Origin of the sequence: Mycobacterium gallinarum, assembly GCF_010726765.1 — a bacterium.
In the GTDB taxonomy this organism is placed as follows: Bacteria; Actinomycetota; Actinomycetes; order Mycobacteriales; family Mycobacteriaceae; genus Mycobacterium; species Mycobacterium gallinarum.
Genome location: NZ_AP022601.1, coordinates 5,281,870 through 5,298,248 on the forward strand (window position 1 = coordinate 5,281,870; position 16,379 = coordinate 5,298,248).

The following is a 16,379-nucleotide window of genomic DNA, read 5'->3' on the forward strand; positions in this document are numbered from 1 at the left end:
CCTGGGATGTCTAGCGCCCCGGTGTAGAGAATCCTTCTAACTGGCGGAGATGGCTTTCTGTCTGTCAGAGAACCGCCGGTTGGAGATTTGCGATGCCCGACCTAGTGGATGTCCTGGCTGCGGTGCGCCGGGGCATGATCCCCGCCCACATCTACAACGACGCCGAGATCTTCGCCCTCGAACGAGAGCGGATCTTCGGCCGGTCCTGGATCTTCGTCGGACACGAGTCGGAGGTTCCGCTCGATGGTGACTACGTGGTCAGGCGCGTGCTCGACGATTCGTTCGTCATCGCACGCGACTCCAAGGGCGAGATCAGGGCGATGTTCAACATGTGCCTGCACCGGGGCATGCAGGTGTGCCGCGCGGAGATGGGCAACGCGTCGAACTTCCGGTGCCCGTATCACGGGTGGTCGTACCGCAATGACGGACGCATCCTCGGCTTGCCGTTTCATCAGGAGGCCTATGGAGGTGAGCAAGGGTTCAAGAAGCGCGGTCAGACGCTGCTGCCCGCCCCGAGCCTCGCCAGCTACAACGGACTGATTTTCATCAGCCTGGACGCCAACGCTGAACCCCTCGAGGACTATCTCGGCGACTTCCGGTTCTACCTCGACTACTACTCGAGGCAGAGCTCGGCCGGTTTGGAGGTCCGCGGTCCTCAGCGATGGCGCATCAACGCCAACTGGAAGATCGGCGCCGAGAACTTCGCCGGCGACATGTATCACACCCCGCAGACGCACACCTCCGTCGTGGAGATCGGCTTGTTCCGTGAGCCCAAGGCGGAAAAGCGCAAGGACGGCGCCACCTACTGGGCCGGGGTCGGCGGGGGCACCACCTACAAACTGCCGCCCGGCGATTTCCGGGAGCGGATGCGCTACGTCGGCTACACCGACGACATGATCGCGCGCATCGAACAGATCTGGTCCTCGGATCAGCAGAAGCTGGTCGGCGGCGACGGCTTCATGATCTCGGCGGCGTCCTGCTTCCCGAACATGAGCCTGGTGCACAACTGGCCGAAGGTGGAGGACGGTGACAGTGTCCTGCCGTTCATCTCGCTGCGGACGTGGCAACCCATCGACGAACACGAAACCGAGGTGTACTCCTGGTTCGCCGTCGACGCCGCGGCACCTGAGGAGTACAAGAAGAAGTCCTACAAGGCCTACTTGATGTGCTTCGGCTCGACGGGCATGTTCGAGCAGGACGATGTCGAGAACTGGGTGTCGCTGACCAACACCGCGGCCGGATCGATGGCGCGGCGTCTGCAGCTCAACAGTCGGATGGGGTTGCTCGAGGACGATACACCTGTCGGAAAGCGCCTGCCACCCAACGAATTTCATGGCCCAGGCGTAGCGCAGGTCGGCTACAACGAAGCCAATCAGCGTGCTCTGCTGCGATTGTGGGCCGACCAGGTGGAGCGTCCGGTCGAGGCCTCGGCGACGGTCGCGGTCGGGACGTGCGCCGACGGGATCGAGCCACTGGTACAGACAGCCAGCCTTCCGGTTACAGATCGAGCGCGGGTATGACTGCGCCGCAGCATGATCGAGGGGCCGGGTTTCGCCGCTTCGGGCGCGGCGAGACGTACTCCGAGCAGTCGGTACTCGGCGACCACGCGGCGCGTGACCGTCGCGTCGGAAGCACACTGCCCTTCAGCGATGAGCGCCACCTGCGCGCCCACCAGTTCCTCGTCGATGAGACATACCTGCTCGATGCTCAGGCGTACGACGAGTGGTTGGACTTGTTCACCGACGACGTGCACTACGTGATGCCGGTGCGAGTTTCGACCGCGTTGGGCACCGGGTACGACTCGTCGCCGGGCATGGCTCACTTCGACGAAAACAAGTACTCGTTGGGCCGCCGGGTCGCCCGGTTCCGCACCGAGCATGCGTGGACGGAGGATCCGCCGTCTCGACTACGGCACTACATCACCAACGTGCGCACTTTTGCGACCCCCAAGGATGACCACCTCATCGTCGACTCGGCCGAGCTGCTGTTCCGTAGCCGCGGCGATGTCAACGAAGCCGCGACCGTGTCGTGTGGCCGTGAAGACCTGCTGCGGCGCGAAGGAGACCGCTGGAAGATCGCCCGGCGCACGATCTTCATCGACGAGTCGGTCATCCGCATGCAGAACCTGGCGATCTTCCTATGAGTACCGGAGACGACCGGACGTCGGCACTGCCGCAGAGTCTGCTCGACGCCCGCGTCGGCGATCCGATCGTCATCGCGAACGAGTTCAGTGCCACCGAGGTCTACCGGATCGAGACTCGTAACGGGACGCGGCTGCTCATCACGTCACCTCGCACGGGACGCTGGATCACCCTCGACGCGTTGGAGGTGGAAGCCCTGACTTGGCAGAACACGGCCACACTCGAGGCGATGATCAGCAACCCCCACGCGCCGCTGATCCCCGACGCCGAGGACGACCGATGACCGGATGGCTCGACGGCAAACGTGCGCTGATCGTCGGGGCCGGATCCGGTATCGGCCGAGCCGTCGTGGACGCGTTTCGCCACGAGGGCGCGCAGTTGATGGCGCTGGAACGTGACGCCGACAAGTGCATCGCGCTGCGCGACGAAGTCCCCGACGTACCCGTGATCGAGGGTGACGCGACGACGAGGTCAGCCAACGTCGACGCGGTCGACGCCGCCGTCGACGCGTTTGGCGGCCTGGACACCTTGGTCAACTGTGTTGGCGTATTCGACTTCTACCAAGGCCTGACCGACATCGCCGAGGACAGCCTCGACGCGGCCTTCGAGGAGATGTTCCGAGTCAACGTGTTGAGCCATCTGCAGTCGGTCAAGGCGGCAGTCTCGGCCTTGCAGCGCGGGACTGGATCGTCGATAGTGCTCGCGGAGTCGGCATCCTCGTTCTATCCCGGCCGCGGCGGGGTTCTCTACGTTTCGTCGAAGTTCGCGGTCCGCGGTTTGGTCACCAGCCTCGCCTATGAACTAGCGCCCCACATCCGGGTCAACGGTGTCGCGCCGGGCGGCACGGTCAAGACCGATCTGCGAGGCTTGACCGCGTTGGGCCAGAGCGAGTTTCGACTCGGTGACGGTCCCGATCGCGCCGATGGTCTGAAGGCGCGAACTCCCCTGAACGTGGCGTTGACGGCCGAAGATCACGCATGGAGTTTTGTGTATCTGGCTTCCGATCGCGCACGCGGAATCACCGGGGACACTTTGCATCCCGACGGCGGGTATGGGCTCGCGCCTAGTCCATCGCCGACGAAGGTCATGTGATCGTGACAACCGCCGGCGGACCGATGCCGCAATACCCGATCGAATCGGTGGACAACGCGTTGAAGGTCGTACTACTTCTCGCGGAACGGGGCGAACTGCGGTTGACCGACGTGAGCGACTATCTCGGCGTCGCATCCTCGAGCGCCCACCGAATGTTGGCGATGTTGCTCTATCGCGGTTTCGTCCAACAAGACCCGAAGACAAAGATCTACACCGCAGGCACTGCGCTGACGAAGATCGCCTTCTCGATTACCCGTCGTCTGGACTTCCTGGCGCCGCTGCGTCCGTATCTGGAAAAGCTCAGCTCCACGCTCGATGAGACGGTGCACCTGTCGATGCTCGACAACACGGCGGTCTGTTTCGTGGACGCGATCGAAGGCTCGAAGGTGGCGCGGACCGCGTCACGGGTGGGTATGGCGCTGCCCGCGAGTACGACCGCGTCCGGAAAGGCGATGCTCGCCGGCCTGTCGCTTGCTGAAATCGAGAAGCTCTATCCGACCGAAGAACTCGTCACCCTCACTGACCGCAGCATCAAGACCAAAGCCGGATTGCTACGAGAGCTCGCACAGATCCGGCGGCGCGGTTACGCGTGCAGCTCTGAGGAGAGCGAGGCGGATGTCTCGTCGATTGCGGTTGCGTTCCCGGTTCGGGAAGGGCTGCCGCACCTGGCCTTCAGCACAGCGATACCGCGTCCGCGGATGAGTCCGACGGACAAGCGTCGCATCGGCGAGATCGTGATGGGTGTGGTCGACGATGCGGCGCAGCTGCTGAAAACCTAGGCTGTTCAACCGCGCTCAGGCGGCGTGGCGGTCCGGCCGTGGGCCGTCGATGATGCCGCTGGCGAAGGCGTCGGACGCCTTGCGGGGGTGGCCGCTGAGCATGTTGAGCTTGATCGCGAACATCTGCGCGTTCCCGCTCGCACCGTACGAGTACGGCTGCCTGCGGCGGATGTCGGCGCCTGCGTTCTTGATGACGAGGTGGACCTCGTCGTCCGGGTGACCGGGCGAGCGAGTGACGTCGACCTTCGCGCTGAGCCCGCCGACGGGCAGTCGTTTGGCGTCGCGGCGAGAGCCGACGATGAGATAGCTGGGGGTCAACCGCAGGTCATCCCACGACATCAGCACGCCGTCCACGCGATTTTGACGCTGTTGGTATTGCTCCAAAACGAACGCGATGGCCATCAGTATCGCCAGCGGGATGGCTATCGCTCCGATCCACGCGTGCCCTAAAAATGGGTCCATCGTTCCCCCCTTCACATGGATGCCTGGGTCCAAATGAATTCATCGACGGTGATGTCCATCACACCATTACCCGATGGCGAATTTGCCGAAATCGCAGAATTTCAAGCCAAAATCTGTGAGAAATCCTGGCAGCTCCTGTGAAGTCGGTGTCAGGTGTGACCAGCTGAGACGCATGTGACTAGTGAGGGTCCCCGCTGTCAGGTCATCGGGACCCGGTTCGGTCTCGGAGCGGACGCGTCGATGAGGTTCGCCGCGACGCTCACCCGGCTCGCGACGTCGGATCGGTATCAGCGTGATCGTGCCGTCCAGACGGAGCTCGGCGGCCAATCCCGTTGCCTGCTGGCCGATCTCATCCTCGGTGTTTCGCTCGTACAGCAGTCACCCAGGATGGGTGGATATATTGTCGGCGCGGGAGGTAGCCATGGTGACTCGTTGCGCCGGGGCAACCCGCAAGCAACAGCTGGCGATTCGCCTTGTCGCCGTTGCACTTCTCCTCGGGGGGTGCAGCAGCGCACACGAGCCGGCACCGGGAACCCACGACAGGACCGAGGCCACCGCGGCGTACGCGCCGGACGAATCCGCGGCCCGCAGCCAGGACGTGCTCAACCGCGCCATCAAGCTTGACGAGCCCGGCTGCTCCGCCGCGGTCGGTGTCGACGGCAACGTGGTTTGGAAAGGGGTCCGTGGTCTCGCCGATCTGAAAACCGGCGCCGAGATAACCGACAGCACAGTCTTCGACATCGCTTCTGTGTCCAAGCAATTCACCGCCACCGCGGTCCTGTTGTTGGTGGACGCGGGCCAGCTCTCGCTCGACGACACCCTGGCCTCCCTGGTGCCGGGGCTCCCCGCGTGGGCCGAAACGGTGACCGTCGGACAAGTCATGCATCAAACGAGCGGAATCCCGGACTACATCGGACTGCTGGAGGATGCCGGCTATCAGTACAGCGACCGCACGACGCAGGAGCAGGCACTGCAGATCCTAGCCGAGGTACAGGATTTGGAGTTCGAGCCCGGCGATCAGTTCGAATACTCGAACTCCAACTATCTGTTGCTGGCCGACATCGTCCAGCGGGTTTCCGGCCAACCGTTACCCGCCTACCTGAGCACGCAGGTCTTCAAGCCGCTCGATCTAGCCATGGTGATGGACGCCGGCAACTCGATCCCGGGCAAGGCCCTGTCCTACGGGTTCGACGAGGACACCTCCGAGTACACCGTCTGGAATTCCGCATGGGAGCAGGTCGGTGACGGCGCCGTCGAAACCACACCCACCCAACTCGTGCGGTGGGCCGATAACTATCGGACCGGAAAGTTGGGCGGCCGGCGCCTCCTCGACGAGCAGGTCGAAGGGGCCGCAGACACCGGATCCGGCGACGGCGATCGTTACGGCGCCGGCATCTTCGTGTACCCCGACGGCAGCCTCGACCACGACGGCTCATGGGCTGGATTCGTCAGTGCGTTCCGCGTCAGCGCGGATCGACACACATCCATCGCTGTCACCTGCAACACCGACACGCAGGACCCAGTGGCGATCGCCGACGAGCTACAGGACATCTGGGAATAGAACTTGGACCTACCGAATGTCGGTGCGTCCAAGAACTACTCGGTTCTAGTCGACCTGTTTCCACCAGGAGATGACAGCCATCAACATCGCCGTCACCAAGGCGACCAGGACCCACAGCACGAGGCCAACGTCGATCCACGCGCCCGGCGGCGGTGCTCCCGGCAAGATGTTCCGGAGCGGGACAACCGCGAACAGCATCGCGGCGTACCACGTCAGGAACGGCATCTGGAACGCCTTCCGTCGTGTGATCACCTGCAGGGCAGTGGCAATCGCCAACGTGGGCAGCGTGATCAACACTATGCAGATTCCGAGATCGAATGCCAGCGGACCGAGTGACCGTTTCATCGTCACCTGCATCGCTTCGTCGGTGCCCGAGGTCTGCGGTCCCGGAGGAACCTCTTCGGCTGTGATATCCCAGCCCTGCAGCGCGCCCTCTACCTCCACGCGGGCAGGCATGAACTGCCGCTCTTCACCCGATCCGACAAGCAGCGTGGCGCTGATCGGCTCGCTCCTGTACGAGTCGAACGGCCAGTTGTTCACGTCACCGTTGAGGTCGAGGGTGGTCGTCTTCTCGGCAGGCGCCTCCCCTGCGGGGAAACTCAAGTCGCCCAACGTGTTCCACGGGAACAACCGCACCGATATGTCGGTGTTGAGTACCTCGAGACGTTCATCGGTGAGGTCATCCTGCGGAATGACGAGCACCTTGACATCGGCTTGATAGTCGACGGTGCGCAAGGCCTTCACGGTCACGAGGACGACGGTTTCGGATCCGTCGCCGGTGTCGGCGGGGCCCAACTCGGTCGACGATCCCGACAGCCACCAGTAGGCGAACAGCGTGCCGACGTAGGCCAGCAGGACCACCGCGACGACGCCGACGATGGTTCCGACGCGCCGGCCCGATGTGGGCTCGGGAGCGCCGTGGCGCGAACTTGCCTGGCGCTCTGGCGCCGCTGGGCTCTGGGGTTCCACGGACGGAATGTTAGGGCTGCTCGACGGTTCTGTCCTTGCTTTAGACACAGCCGTCTACGCCAATGTCAATAATGTTCACCTTTGCGCCTGCAAACCGACTACCAGCGAGTTATCAAGATCGAATTTCGTCGGTTGGATAGCGCTATTTCCAGTGGGGTTCGAGCAGCGTGGACCAGGCTTCGTCGAGTTGCTGCCACTCGGCCGGGCAGCCCGACGCGCGGTCTTCGGGCAGTTGTTCGTTGGTTACCAAGTCGCCGTTGGCGTCCGGGTTCGACCCGTAGATCCAGCACTCCAGGTTGTACACGCGCTGCAGGTTCAGTGAGTGTTCGTCCGCCATGTCGTCCGCGGTGAACTCGGTCTGCACCTCGGCAAGCGAGGCGAACGCGCGCGCGAAGTCCTTGACGGCCTGCACCGACTCCGGGTCGACCCTGCCGTCCTCGTCCGGCGTCAACAAGATGTATGCAGAGGCCTGATCGGCCACGTCCTCCTCGCGACCGGTCACCGGCAGGTCGTAGATGCTGACCGCCATGTGGCCGACCTCGTGGTAGAACGTCGCGTACTCGGAGTTGAGTGCCGACTCGACAGGGTCTGGATCACCGGCCTTCGTGAAAACCCCTTGGGCCCAGTCGGTGTCCTCGTAGCACATGGTGATGGTGTTGTCGCTCTCGCTCCAGAATGCGTTGGGCTGTCCGCACTGCGACCCGCGCAGCTGTATGTCGTTGGGCAGCACCAGTGTCTGGTTGATGTCGTCGGCGAGGTCTTCGAGCATGCGATTGTCCTGCTGAATTTTCTTCCCGTTCAGTGCCTCAGGCGTGTCGGCGTCTTCGTAGGTGACGATCATCGTTCCGCCAGGGCCGTCGGGGCCGGGCGCCTCCGGGGCGCCGTTCTCCGCATCGACTTTTCCCTTCGCCGAGGTTTCGGCGGCCGCGGGTGACTCCGGAGCGTCGGCCTCTTCACTGGGCGAGCTGCCGCACCCGGCCACGATCAATCCAGCCGCCATCAGCGGCACAATCCGACTGCGCATGGTTTCCCCTCAGCTGAGACCCCTGAAATTGACACCGTCGCAGATTTTGGGTGCGAAGTAAATGGTGACCAGCTGATTTGTTGAATCGGGATAGCGAGATGTGCAGCCAGCTAGGGCCTCGCCGGGTAGGCCAAGGCGTCGACGACGCCGCCGCCGTTGGTGTCACCGCCGAGCAGAACCGTCGACGTCCCCGCCGTCGGGTCGTAGTCGACGAGCGTCTCGCCGCTGCCGCACGACAGGGTCGCCTGCAACTGAAGGTTGCCATCGTGGACGCCGAGCACGCGCACGCTGTGGCGCTCGTCCACCTGCGGAACATCCACCGCAGTGGTTGTTCCGTCGGCTTCGTTGAGCTTGCCGAGGAACACCATGCCGCATCCGCCGGCCGCCTGAATGAAGGTGCCCTGGGGCAATTTCCAGGCGTCCAGGTCGGCGACGGACGGACCTTGCGACCCGTCGTTCTCCGCCGTCAGCGGGGTCGGCGCCGAACCGTCGACAGGTACGAGCCACAGCCGCGAATAGCTGAAATCCGTTCCGTTGCAACGCGCTACGGCGACGCCGACGTCCCACCACCGCGTCGGCGAGCAGTGGCTGGCGTCGGGGACCGGCAGAAACTTGCCCGGCGCGCCGTCATTGCCCATCATCGCCAGACCGGCATCGGTGCCGAGCATCAGCTCGGTGCCGTCGGAAGTGGAGAGGACTGAGGCGTTGAACTCGCTGCCGAGTTTGTCCACCGGATAGGTGAGCTGCTGCTTGCCGGTGAGGTCGACGCGTGTGAGCGATGCCGGGCTGTCGACGTCGTTCGACTTCAGCAGCAGCACCGCCTTGCCTTCGGGCTTCGTGTAGCGCGGGTCGGCGGAGTAGCCGCCGTCGACCCGGAAGGAGGTCCGCTCGCCGGTGCGCAGATCGACCTCCATCACGACCAAGTCGTCATCATGGCGGGAGAACAGCGCACGGGTCCCGTCGCCGGACCAGTCGACAAGGGTGGGCAGGGAACCGGATTCGCCGGGCGCTTCGAAGGTCGTGATCGCGTAGCGGCCCCCCTCGGGGTTGACGAGGTACAGCGTCGTCTCCGAGTTGTAGGGCGTCGGGTCGCCTGGCTCGACCTCGTCACCGGCGTTCGTCGGGGTGGCGGCGTTCCACATCGCGAGCGTCCAGCCGGGGCCGACCTCTGACCACGGTACGTCCTGGATGGGCGCTTCCTCGTTGTAGGCGGCCATCGTTGCGGCATGGGGTGTCGCCCGCGTTGAGGTGGCTGGCGCCGACGGCGCGGGTTCGCTGGGGCGCGCGGCCGGTTCCGTCGACGACGAGCATCCGACCACCACCGCCGCTGTCGCCGCGACGACCGCGGCTCGACGGAAGATCTGATTCATGTGCAGTCCTTTCCAGTGGTGGAAGGGTGCACAAGACGGCTTGGAGGATTCTTGATGCGGTCGCCATCGGGGGATTGAACTAGGCGATCAACCCGTCAGCGTGGGGTGAACTTGACCGCGACGATCTTGTCGCGGGCGAACGCCTCGGCGAACTCGTCGACGGTCGGGATGCGGTCGTCGCGGAATTTGAGTCCCATCATCGTCTGGGCTTTCTTGACGCCGTAGGACTGGGCGGCGCGGTGCGCGAGATCGGCGACGGCGGCCGGGTCCGAGATGACTTCGCCGTGCATCTTCGTGGTCTTGCCGTTGTGTAGAACCTCGGCGTCGGCGCCGCCGCTGAAGTTGTGCTTCCACCCCGCGTTCGCGATGGCGTACAGCGCGCCGTCGATGTGGTGAGCGCTCACCGGAATCGAGAACTGGCGGCCGGATTTGCGTCCCTTGAAGTTGAGCACCATCAGCTGCTTGCGTAGTGAACCGGCCAGTGGTGTGCCCAGCAGCTTGCGCAGCAACGGGTTGACGATACGGAGCAGCTTTTCGGGTGGATGCCCAGCGGCGACTGCGGGTTCCTGATCGGTCATAGCGCTCACGGTATGCCTGATCGGAGACGCGCTGATAGGTATTGCGTTAAAGGTTTTCCAGGTCGTCGGGGACGTCGACGGCGTTCTCGCGCAGCGCCTCGATCGGTACGACGTCGAGCGTGCGTTCGTGGGTGCAGGCCAGGACGACCGGGGCCGCGTAGCCGTCCTGGTATGCCCGCAGCCAGTTCACCGCGGTGACGCACCAGCGGTCGCCGGGCTCCAGACCGGGAAAGCGGTATTGCGGCATCGGGGTGGACAGATCGTTGCCGATAGAGCGTTGATGGTCGAGGAATTCTGCGGTCACGACGGCGCAGATGGTGTGTCTGCCCACGTCCTGCGGTCCGGTCGAACAGCAGCCGTCGCGGTAGAAGCCGGTCATCGGATCGGTGCCGCACGGCTCGAGCGGGCCGCCCAATACATTGCGTTCACCCACCGTCCCATTATGGCCTCCAGGTGTTCGCGGCTCGCTGCATTCGCTCGCTTGATCGCGCGCCGGCTCGAGGTGCCTACATGCGAGCTGCCAACGTCTGAGCGACTTTGTCGCTGAAGTTCCCCGGCCCTTGTAGTAGGTGAGCGACATTTTCGCTCAGAGGTTGGCACAGAGAGGTATTCACCCAGCAACCACCGGGCTCGACCCAGGGCTAGATCCGCCCGTTCTGCGTCATCCACCGCATGACCTGCCAGCCGACGAACACCGGCAGCCAGGTCGTCAGCACGCGGTAGAGCAGCACCGCCGGAACGGCGATCGCGGCGGTCATTCCGAACGCGGCCAAGCCGCCGATCAACGCGGCCTCCACCGCGCCCACTCCGCCGGGCGTCGGCGCCGCCGAGGCCAACGTGCCGCCGATCATCGTCACGACGGTGACGGTGATGAACGAGGTGTCGCCGCCGAACGCCTCGATGGCCGCCCACAACGCGAATGCATTGCCGAGAGTGGTTGCTGCACAACCGAGTACGATTACCGCCAGTCGCTTCGGTTCGCGGCCCAGTTCGATGAGATGGCCGATCACCTCCTGCAGTCGCGGCCGCACCGACGTCGCGAGCCAGCGTCGCAGCCGGGGCACCAGCAGGAAGGTGCCGATCAATCCCAGCAGCAGGCCGCCCACCAGATACAGGACGTTGACGCTGGGCACGAACCGAGAGAGGTTGGCGGACACACCCGCCGCGGTGCTGAAGAAGATCAACAACACGATGTGGGTCATCACCTGCACCGATTGTTGCAGCGCGACAGCGGTCGTCGCGCGCATCGGGGTGACGCCGCCCTTCTGCAGATATCTCGCGCTGAGTGCAAGACCGCCGACGCCCGCTGGGGTCGTCGTCGCAGCGAACTTGTTCGCCACCTGCATGACGATCAGGCCCCATAGCTTCACCACGCTGTCGGCGGCCGCCCACAGCGCTGCCGCCGCACCGAGATAAGTCAGCCCCGACGCCGCCAGTCCCAGTAGCGCGAACCACCAGTTCGCAGTGCGGAGTTCGGTGAGAAAGGTCGGGACCGAGCTGATGAACGGATACGCGACGTACACCAGCGCAATCAACAGCACGAGCTGGATCAGCTGGCTGCGCGTGAATCGGGTGACGGTCTCGGTCCGGATCTCATCGACGCGTGTCTGACGCTTCACCTCGTCACGCGCGGTGGAGATGACGGTCTTCGCGTCTCGCACAGATTGCCGGATATGAAGTGGCACAGCTGCTTTGGTGAGACGCCGCGATGCCGATAGCACAGTGTCCTTGCCGAACGCATCGATCGCCGCACGTACGGCCGACGGCGCGTCGTACAGATGGGTCGTCGTCACCAACAACTGTGCGATGTCCGAGCGCAGCTGCGCGTCGGTCGCACCGTACTCGGCGCTGCCGAAGCCACCGAACAACACGGTCTCCTCGACGGTGATCTCGCTGGCGCGCAGGTCCCCGTGTGAGATCTGGCAGTCGTGAAGTTCGCGCAACGACTCCCAGACCCGGTCGACGGGAATGGCTGCCGTGCAATCGCCGAGCGGCGTCCCGTGCGCGGGGGTGTGCGCGTACAACGTCCAGCTGCGCTCGAGCCCGGCCACCGCGATCGTGGAGATGTTGGCGAGCTTCAGCTGACCGATCGCGATCACCATCAGCGCCCGGTGTTCCACCGCGCGACGCATCGACGCGTGCAGGGGTGCGGTCTCCCTATCGCGGAACCGCACCTTTCGCCACACCTGAAGCAGCACACCGCCGCCGCGCTGGTGCGGTCCGTACATCTCCATCACGGCCGTCGTCTGCTGCTGGTCGCATTCCGCATGCAGGATCAGCGGCCCGGCACCGGACGGCCGCACCACCTTGAGCGCGGTCACGACGCACCCGCGACGCGCCATGGCGCGAACAGCCCCCTCCAGCGGTACATCGAGGCCGGGAGTGCCGACGACGAGCACGACCAGCGCGCCGATGAACCAGCCCACGGCGAGCCCGAACAGCGAGCGCGCCGGAACCACCGCGCTGATCACGAGATGGATCGGTACGAACGCCAGCAACAGCGCCCACCATGACCGCCGCCACCGAGCGGGCAGCCAGGGCCCCGAAACGGTGAGCACCGCGGCGAGCATCGCGATCCAGCGCGGGTCGTCGACGAACTGCGACGGCACCGTGTCGAGCCGATCCCGAAGGTCGAAGTGCCATTGCGGCGCCGCGATGCCCGCGTTGGTGATCGACAGCGCCAGACCGGCGATCGCAGCGGCGGCCGCGTATGCGCCGAGGAGTTTCCACTGTCTGGCGACGATGAGGCTGACCAGGATGACGAACGGCAACGCCAGGATCGCGACGCCGTACGCGAGGTACACCAGGTTGGCCTGGGTGGGGGTGAGGACCGCGACGATCTCGGAGATCGACCGTTCCAGGGCGACCCACTCGTTGCGTGTGATCAGCGAGCTGGTGATGACGACGGCGAGAAACACCGCGGACAGGACCAGCCGGAAGATGTCGTTGGTCCGGCGGGTCAACGGTTGCAGCAAGCTACCCGTGACGGTGATGTCCCGCCCGTCAACTCGCATAGACAAAGGATCTTTCGGATGCGGCGCGCCGGTGCGCGACTCGCCGACACATTAGCCGCACATCTCGTTGTCGAGGCTATCGGAAACGCCCGACCCGTTGCCTGGACCGACTCCCGCACGTAGCGTATTAGGCATGGGTCCAACAGCGCGAAATGCTCTCCCCCCTGGGCCCAAAGTGCCCGCGTCGGTGCAGCTGGTGTTGATGATGCGATGGTGGCCGCAGTTCGTCGCGTCGTGCCGGCGTCGCTACGGCACGATCTTCACGCTGCGTAACACGATGATGGGCGAGATGGTCTATCTGGCCGACCCGGAGACCATCAAGACGGTGTTCGCCGGCGACCCTCGAATTTTCCATGCGGGCGAAGCCAATTCGATGCTGGCCGGTTTGTTGGGCTCGAGCTCGGTTCTGGTCATCGACGGCGACGTCCATCGCGAACGGCGCAAGCTGATGATGGCGCCGTTCCATCGTGACGCGGTCGCACGCCAGGCCGACCTGATGGCCGACATCGCCGCGGAGAACATCGCCGGCTGGCCGGTGGGCCAGGCGTTCGCGGTGGCGCCGAAAACGTCGGAGATCACGTTGGAGGTGATCCTGCGGACGGTGATCGGCGCCAGCGATCCGGCGCGGCTCGCCGCACTGCGCGACGTGATGCCCCGGCTGTTGAAAGTCGGCCCCTGGGAGTCGTTGGCCATCGGGAAACCGAAGCTGCAGAAGAGCCCGGCATGGCGGCGGTTCGCGCGCAATATGGCCGAAGCCGACCGGCTGCTATACGCCGAAATAGCCGAACGACGCGCCGATCCGAACCTCGCCGAGCGCACCGACGCCCTGGCCATGCTGGTTCAGGCCGGCGAGGCCGACGGAACCGGGATGAGCGACAAGGAATTGCGTGATCAGCTGATCACTCTGCTGGTGGCGGGCCACGACACCACGGCGACCGGGCTGGCGTGGGCATTGGAGCGGCTCACCCGCCACCCACAGATTCTGGCGCGAGCCGTCGCCGCGGCCGAGGCCGGCGATGCCGCCGGTGACGAGTACCTCGACGCGATCGCCAAGGAGACGCTGCGGATCCGCCCGGTGGTCCCCGACGTCGGCCGGATCCTGAAGGAACCCGTCGAGGTTGGGGGATACCAGCTACCGGTCGGGGTGATGGTCGTCCCCAGCATCACGTCGGTGCACGCTGATCCGAACGTCTACCCGAACCCCGAGAAGTTCGATCCGGACCGGATGGTCGGCGCGACGCTGAGCCCGACGACGTGGTTCCCGTTCGGCGGCGGCAATCGGCGTTGTCTCGGTGCAGGTTTCGCGATGGTGGAGATGCGGATCGTGCTGCGCGAGATCCTGCGCCGGGTTGAGTTGAGCACCACCTCCGAGCCTGGTGAGAAGACGAGACTCAAGCACGTCATCATGACGCCGCAGCGCGGCGGACAGATCACCGTCCGTGCCGTCAAGAAGGTCGCGCCCACCGGCCCAGTTCAAGCCGCCCACTCGTAGGACTTTCTGGCAAACGTGATGTAGTTTCGATCGACACGTGACGCGGGGGGCCCGCTGCCGAGGAGTTGACGGTGGATGCGACACCATTCGGGCACTATCAGCTTCGAGGGCTGATAGGCCGAGGGGGAATGGGTGAGGTCTACCGGGCCTACGACACAAAAACCGACCGCGTCGTCGCCCTCAAGGTGCTACCGCCGAACATGGCGGCCGACGAGACATTCCAGGCCAGGTTCCGGCGCGAATCCCAGGCCGCCGCGGGCCTGAACGACCCACATGTGGTGCCGATCCACAGCTTCGGCGAGATCGACGGCCGCCTCTACCTGGATATGCGGCTGATCGAGGGCCGCAATCTCGGGACGATGCTCAACGAGATCTCCGGTCCGCTGGATCCCGAGCTTTCGGTCAAGGTGACCGAGCAGGTCGCGACCGCATTGGACGCCGCACATGCCGCCGGGCTGATCCACCGCGACGTAAAGCCGTCGAACATCCTGATCACCGAACGCGATTTCGTCTACCTGATCGACTTCGGGCTGGCGCGAACCGCAGGGGAAGTCGGGTTGACGACGGCGGGCAGCACGCTGGGAACGATGGCGTACATGGCGCCCGAGCGGTTCGAGGGCAAGCCGGTCGACGCGACGTCGGACATCTACGCGTTGACGTGCGTGCTCTATGAATGCCTCACCGGCGAGCGGCCCTATCCGGCGCAGAGCCTCGAACAACAGATCGCCGGGCACATGACCCAGCCGATTCCGCGGCCGTCGGCCGTTGACCCGAAGTTGGCGGCGTTCGACGCGGTCATCGCCAAGGGCATGGCCAAGTCGCCGGGAAAGCGGTATCAGTCGGCCGCCGAATTGGCCTCCGCCGCACGGCGTGCGCTGAATGCACCGGTGCGCGTGGCGGGCAGCGGACGGCATTCGGCCCGACGTGCCGCCCCCGCCCGACGGCACGTGTCCGGGCGCCTCGTCGCGGTCGCCGTCGCGGTGGCGCTGGTGGTGGTGGCCGGCGGTCTCGGGGTCTGGCAATGGCGGGGCGGGTCCGATGGTGCTTCGCCCGCGAGCGTGGCGGAGAGCTCGTCGACGATGACGCCGGGGCCGCAGCCCGGCGCGGTGGAGTCGATCGCCGCCACGGTGCCCGACGACATCAGGTCGACGGGCCGGCTGATCATCGGGGTGAATGTGCCCTATGCCCCAAACGAATTCAAGGACGCCAGTGGAGCGATCGTCGGTTTCGACGTCGACCTGATGAATGCGATCACCCGCACCCTGGGGTTGGTGCCGGAGTACCGCGAGACGGCGTTCGAGGCGATCATTCCCTCCGTGCGCGGCGGCGACTTCAATGTCGGGATGTCATCGTTCACCGACACCAAGGAGCGCGAGGAATCGGTTGACTTCGTCACGTACTTCGAGGCAGGCACCTTGTGGGCGCAACGCCCCGGCAGCGGAGTGGATCCGAACAATGCGTGTGGCTTGTCCGTCGGTGTCGCGTACCCGTCATTGCAAGAGGCGGAGGAGATTCCGGCGAAGAGCGGCGCCTGTGTAGCTGCCGGGCAGCCGCCGATCGACAAGAAGGTGTTCGTCAGCCAGGACGACCTGACCGCAGCGCTCATCAACGGGGAAGTGGATGCGATGTCGGCGGATTCACCGGTGACGTTGTTCGCGATCAAGACCTCGGGCGGTGAACTGGAGACCGCGGGCGAGGTGTTCGACTCGGCTCCCTACGGGTGGCCGGTGGCCAAGGGCTCAGGCCTGGCGCAATCGCTGCTGAAGGCGCTCGAGCACCTGATTCAGACCGGCGAATACAAGACGATCGCGACGATGTGGGGCGTCGAAAAGGGCATGATCCTCACACCGAGGATCAACGGCGCGGCCAAGTGATTCCCACCGTCTGAGGTTCCTCG

At 64.9% G+C, this 16,379-nt stretch carries 15 protein-coding genes; 8 read left to right on the forward strand and 7 right to left on the reverse strand.

The window, feature by feature from the left end; translation table 11 throughout:
* Window positions 1–92 precede the first annotated feature (92 nt).
* From G6N42_RS26090 to G6N42_RS26110, 5 genes are read left to right on the forward strand one after another with little or no spacing between them, the layout of a single operon-like run.
* A complete protein-coding gene (locus tag G6N42_RS26090; RefSeq protein WP_163734852.1) occupies window positions 93–1,520 on the forward strand; it encodes an aromatic ring-hydroxylating dioxygenase subunit alpha in 1,428 nt (475 codons plus the stop codon).
* A complete protein-coding gene (locus G6N42_RS26095) occupies window positions 1,517–2,143 on the forward strand; it encodes a 3-phenylpropionate/cinnamic acid dioxygenase subunit beta (RefSeq protein ID WP_163734855.1) in 627 nt (208 codons plus the stop codon). The genes G6N42_RS26090 and G6N42_RS26095 overlap by 4 nt, the downstream gene beginning before the upstream one ends.
* Window positions 2,140–2,424 carry a dihydrodiol dehydrogenase gene (locus G6N42_RS26100; protein WP_174262169.1) on the forward strand — a complete coding sequence of 95 codons (285 nt, stop codon included), beginning with the start codon at window positions 2,140–2,142 and terminating at the stop codon, window positions 2,422–2,424. Before G6N42_RS26095 ends, G6N42_RS26100 begins: the two co-directional genes overlap by 4 nt.
* The gene (gene hcaB, locus G6N42_RS26105) at window positions 2,421–3,233 is read left to right on the forward strand and encodes a 3-(cis-5,6-dihydroxycyclohexa-1,3-dien-1-yl)propanoate dehydrogenase (protein WP_163734858.1); all 813 of its coding nucleotides are present in this window, start codon (window positions 2,421–2,423) and stop codon (window positions 3,231–3,233) included. The genes G6N42_RS26100 and hcaB overlap by 4 nt, the downstream gene beginning before the upstream one ends.
* A 2-nt stretch (window positions 3,234–3,235) precedes the next feature.
* Window positions 3,236–4,012, forward strand: coding sequence for an IclR family transcriptional regulator (locus tag G6N42_RS26110; RefSeq protein ID WP_232076330.1), 777 nt, complete (start codon window positions 3,236–3,238; stop codon window positions 4,010–4,012).
* Between the two features lie 15 nt (window positions 4,013–4,027).
* On the opposite strand, the gene G6N42_RS26115 is transcribed toward G6N42_RS26110, so the two are convergent.
* On the reverse strand, window positions 4,028–4,474 hold the full coding sequence (locus tag G6N42_RS26115; protein ID WP_163734861.1) for a hypothetical protein: 447 nt from the start codon (window positions 4,472–4,474) through the stop codon (window positions 4,028–4,030).
* A 421-nt stretch (window positions 4,475–4,895) separates the two neighbouring features.
* Between G6N42_RS26115 and G6N42_RS26120 the strand changes: the two genes are divergently transcribed.
* The gene (locus tag G6N42_RS26120; RefSeq protein WP_163734864.1) at window positions 4,896–6,035 is read left to right on the forward strand and encodes a serine hydrolase domain-containing protein; all 1,140 of its coding nucleotides are present in this window, start codon (window positions 4,896–4,898) and stop codon (window positions 6,033–6,035) included.
* A gap of 45 nt (window positions 6,036–6,080) precedes the next feature.
* On the opposite strand, the gene G6N42_RS26125 is transcribed toward G6N42_RS26120, so the two are convergent.
* The 6 genes from G6N42_RS26125 to G6N42_RS26150 all read right to left on the reverse strand — a co-directional run bounded on the left by G6N42_RS26125 (window position 6,081) and on the right by G6N42_RS26150 (window position 12,990).
* Window positions 6,081–7,004 carry a DUF4436 domain-containing protein gene (locus tag G6N42_RS26125; RefSeq protein WP_163734866.1) on the reverse strand — a complete coding sequence of 308 codons (924 nt, stop codon included), beginning with the start codon at window positions 7,002–7,004 and terminating at the stop codon, window positions 6,081–6,083.
* Window positions 7,005–7,146: 142 nt separating this feature from the next.
* Window positions 7,147–8,028, reverse strand: a complete 882-nt coding sequence (locus G6N42_RS26130; protein WP_163734868.1) for a DUF4344 domain-containing metallopeptidase — start codon at window positions 8,026–8,028, stop codon at window positions 7,147–7,149.
* A gap of 110 nt (window positions 8,029–8,138) precedes the next feature.
* Window positions 8,139–9,398, reverse strand: coding sequence for a hypothetical protein (locus G6N42_RS26135; protein WP_163734871.1), 1,260 nt, complete (start codon window positions 9,396–9,398; stop codon window positions 8,139–8,141).
* 95 nt (window positions 9,399–9,493) lie between these two features.
* Window positions 9,494–9,976, reverse strand: a complete 483-nt coding sequence (locus G6N42_RS26140) for a hypothetical protein (RefSeq protein WP_163734874.1) — start codon at window positions 9,974–9,976, stop codon at window positions 9,494–9,496.
* Window positions 9,977–10,022: 46 nt separating this feature from the next.
* The gene (locus G6N42_RS26145) at window positions 10,023–10,409 is read right to left on the reverse strand and encodes a DUF2237 family protein (RefSeq protein WP_163734877.1); all 387 of its coding nucleotides are present in this window, start codon (window positions 10,407–10,409) and stop codon (window positions 10,023–10,025) included.
* A gap of 208 nt (window positions 10,410–10,617) precedes the next feature.
* Window positions 10,618–12,990, reverse strand: a complete 2,373-nt coding sequence (locus G6N42_RS26150) for a lysylphosphatidylglycerol synthase transmembrane domain-containing protein (protein ID WP_163734880.1) — start codon at window positions 12,988–12,990, stop codon at window positions 10,618–10,620.
* A gap of 133 nt (window positions 12,991–13,123) precedes the next feature.
* Here G6N42_RS26150 and G6N42_RS26155 point away from each other — a divergent pair, with 133 nt between their 5' ends.
* Both G6N42_RS26155 and stpK7 read left to right on the forward strand, forming a co-directional pair.
* Window positions 13,124–14,482: a cytochrome P450 gene (locus G6N42_RS26155; RefSeq protein ID WP_163734883.1), complete on the forward strand. Its 1,359-nt coding sequence runs from the start codon at window positions 13,124–13,126 to the stop codon at window positions 14,480–14,482.
* 71 nt (window positions 14,483–14,553) lie between these two features.
* Window positions 14,554–16,356, forward strand: a complete 1,803-nt coding sequence (stpK7, locus tag G6N42_RS26160) for a serine/threonine protein kinase StpK7 (RefSeq protein ID WP_163734887.1) — start codon at window positions 14,554–14,556, stop codon at window positions 16,354–16,356.
* Window positions 16,357–16,379: the final 23 nt, after the last annotated feature.

What these genes read in the sequence shown, in the direction of transcription:
- G6N42_RS26090 (WP_163734852.1), top strand. Translation starts at nt 93, where the DNA reads ATGCCCGACCTAGTGGATGTCCTGGCTGCGGTGCGCCGGGGCATGATC.
- G6N42_RS26095 (WP_163734855.1), top strand. Translation starts at nt 1,517, where the DNA reads ATGACTGCGCCGCAGCATGATCGAGGGGCCGGGTTTCGCCGCTTCGGG.
- G6N42_RS26100 (WP_174262169.1), top strand. Translation starts at nt 2,140, where the DNA reads ATGAGTACCGGAGACGACCGGACGTCGGCACTGCCGCAGAGTCTGCTC.
- hcaB (WP_163734858.1), top strand. Translation starts at nt 2,421, where the DNA reads ATGACCGGATGGCTCGACGGCAAACGTGCGCTGATCGTCGGGGCCGGA.
- G6N42_RS26115 (WP_163734861.1), bottom strand. Translation starts at nt 4,474, where the DNA reads ATGGACCCATTTTTAGGGCACGCGTGGATCGGAGCGATAGCCATCCCG.
- G6N42_RS26120 (WP_163734864.1), top strand. Translation starts at nt 4,896, where the DNA reads ATGGTGACTCGTTGCGCCGGGGCAACCCGCAAGCAACAGCTGGCGATT.
- G6N42_RS26130 (WP_163734868.1), bottom strand. Translation starts at nt 8,028, where the DNA reads ATGCGCAGTCGGATTGTGCCGCTGATGGCGGCTGGATTGATCGTGGCC.
- G6N42_RS26135 (WP_163734871.1), bottom strand. Translation starts at nt 9,398, where the DNA reads ATGAATCAGATCTTCCGTCGAGCCGCGGTCGTCGCGGCGACAGCGGCG.
- G6N42_RS26140 (WP_163734874.1), bottom strand. Translation starts at nt 9,976, where the DNA reads ATGACCGATCAGGAACCCGCAGTCGCCGCTGGGCATCCACCCGAAAAG.
- G6N42_RS26150 (WP_163734880.1), bottom strand. Translation starts at nt 12,990, where the DNA reads ATGCGAGTTGACGGGCGGGACATCACCGTCACGGGTAGCTTGCTGCAA.
- G6N42_RS26155 (WP_163734883.1), top strand. Translation starts at nt 13,124, where the DNA reads ATGGGTCCAACAGCGCGAAATGCTCTCCCCCCTGGGCCCAAAGTGCCC.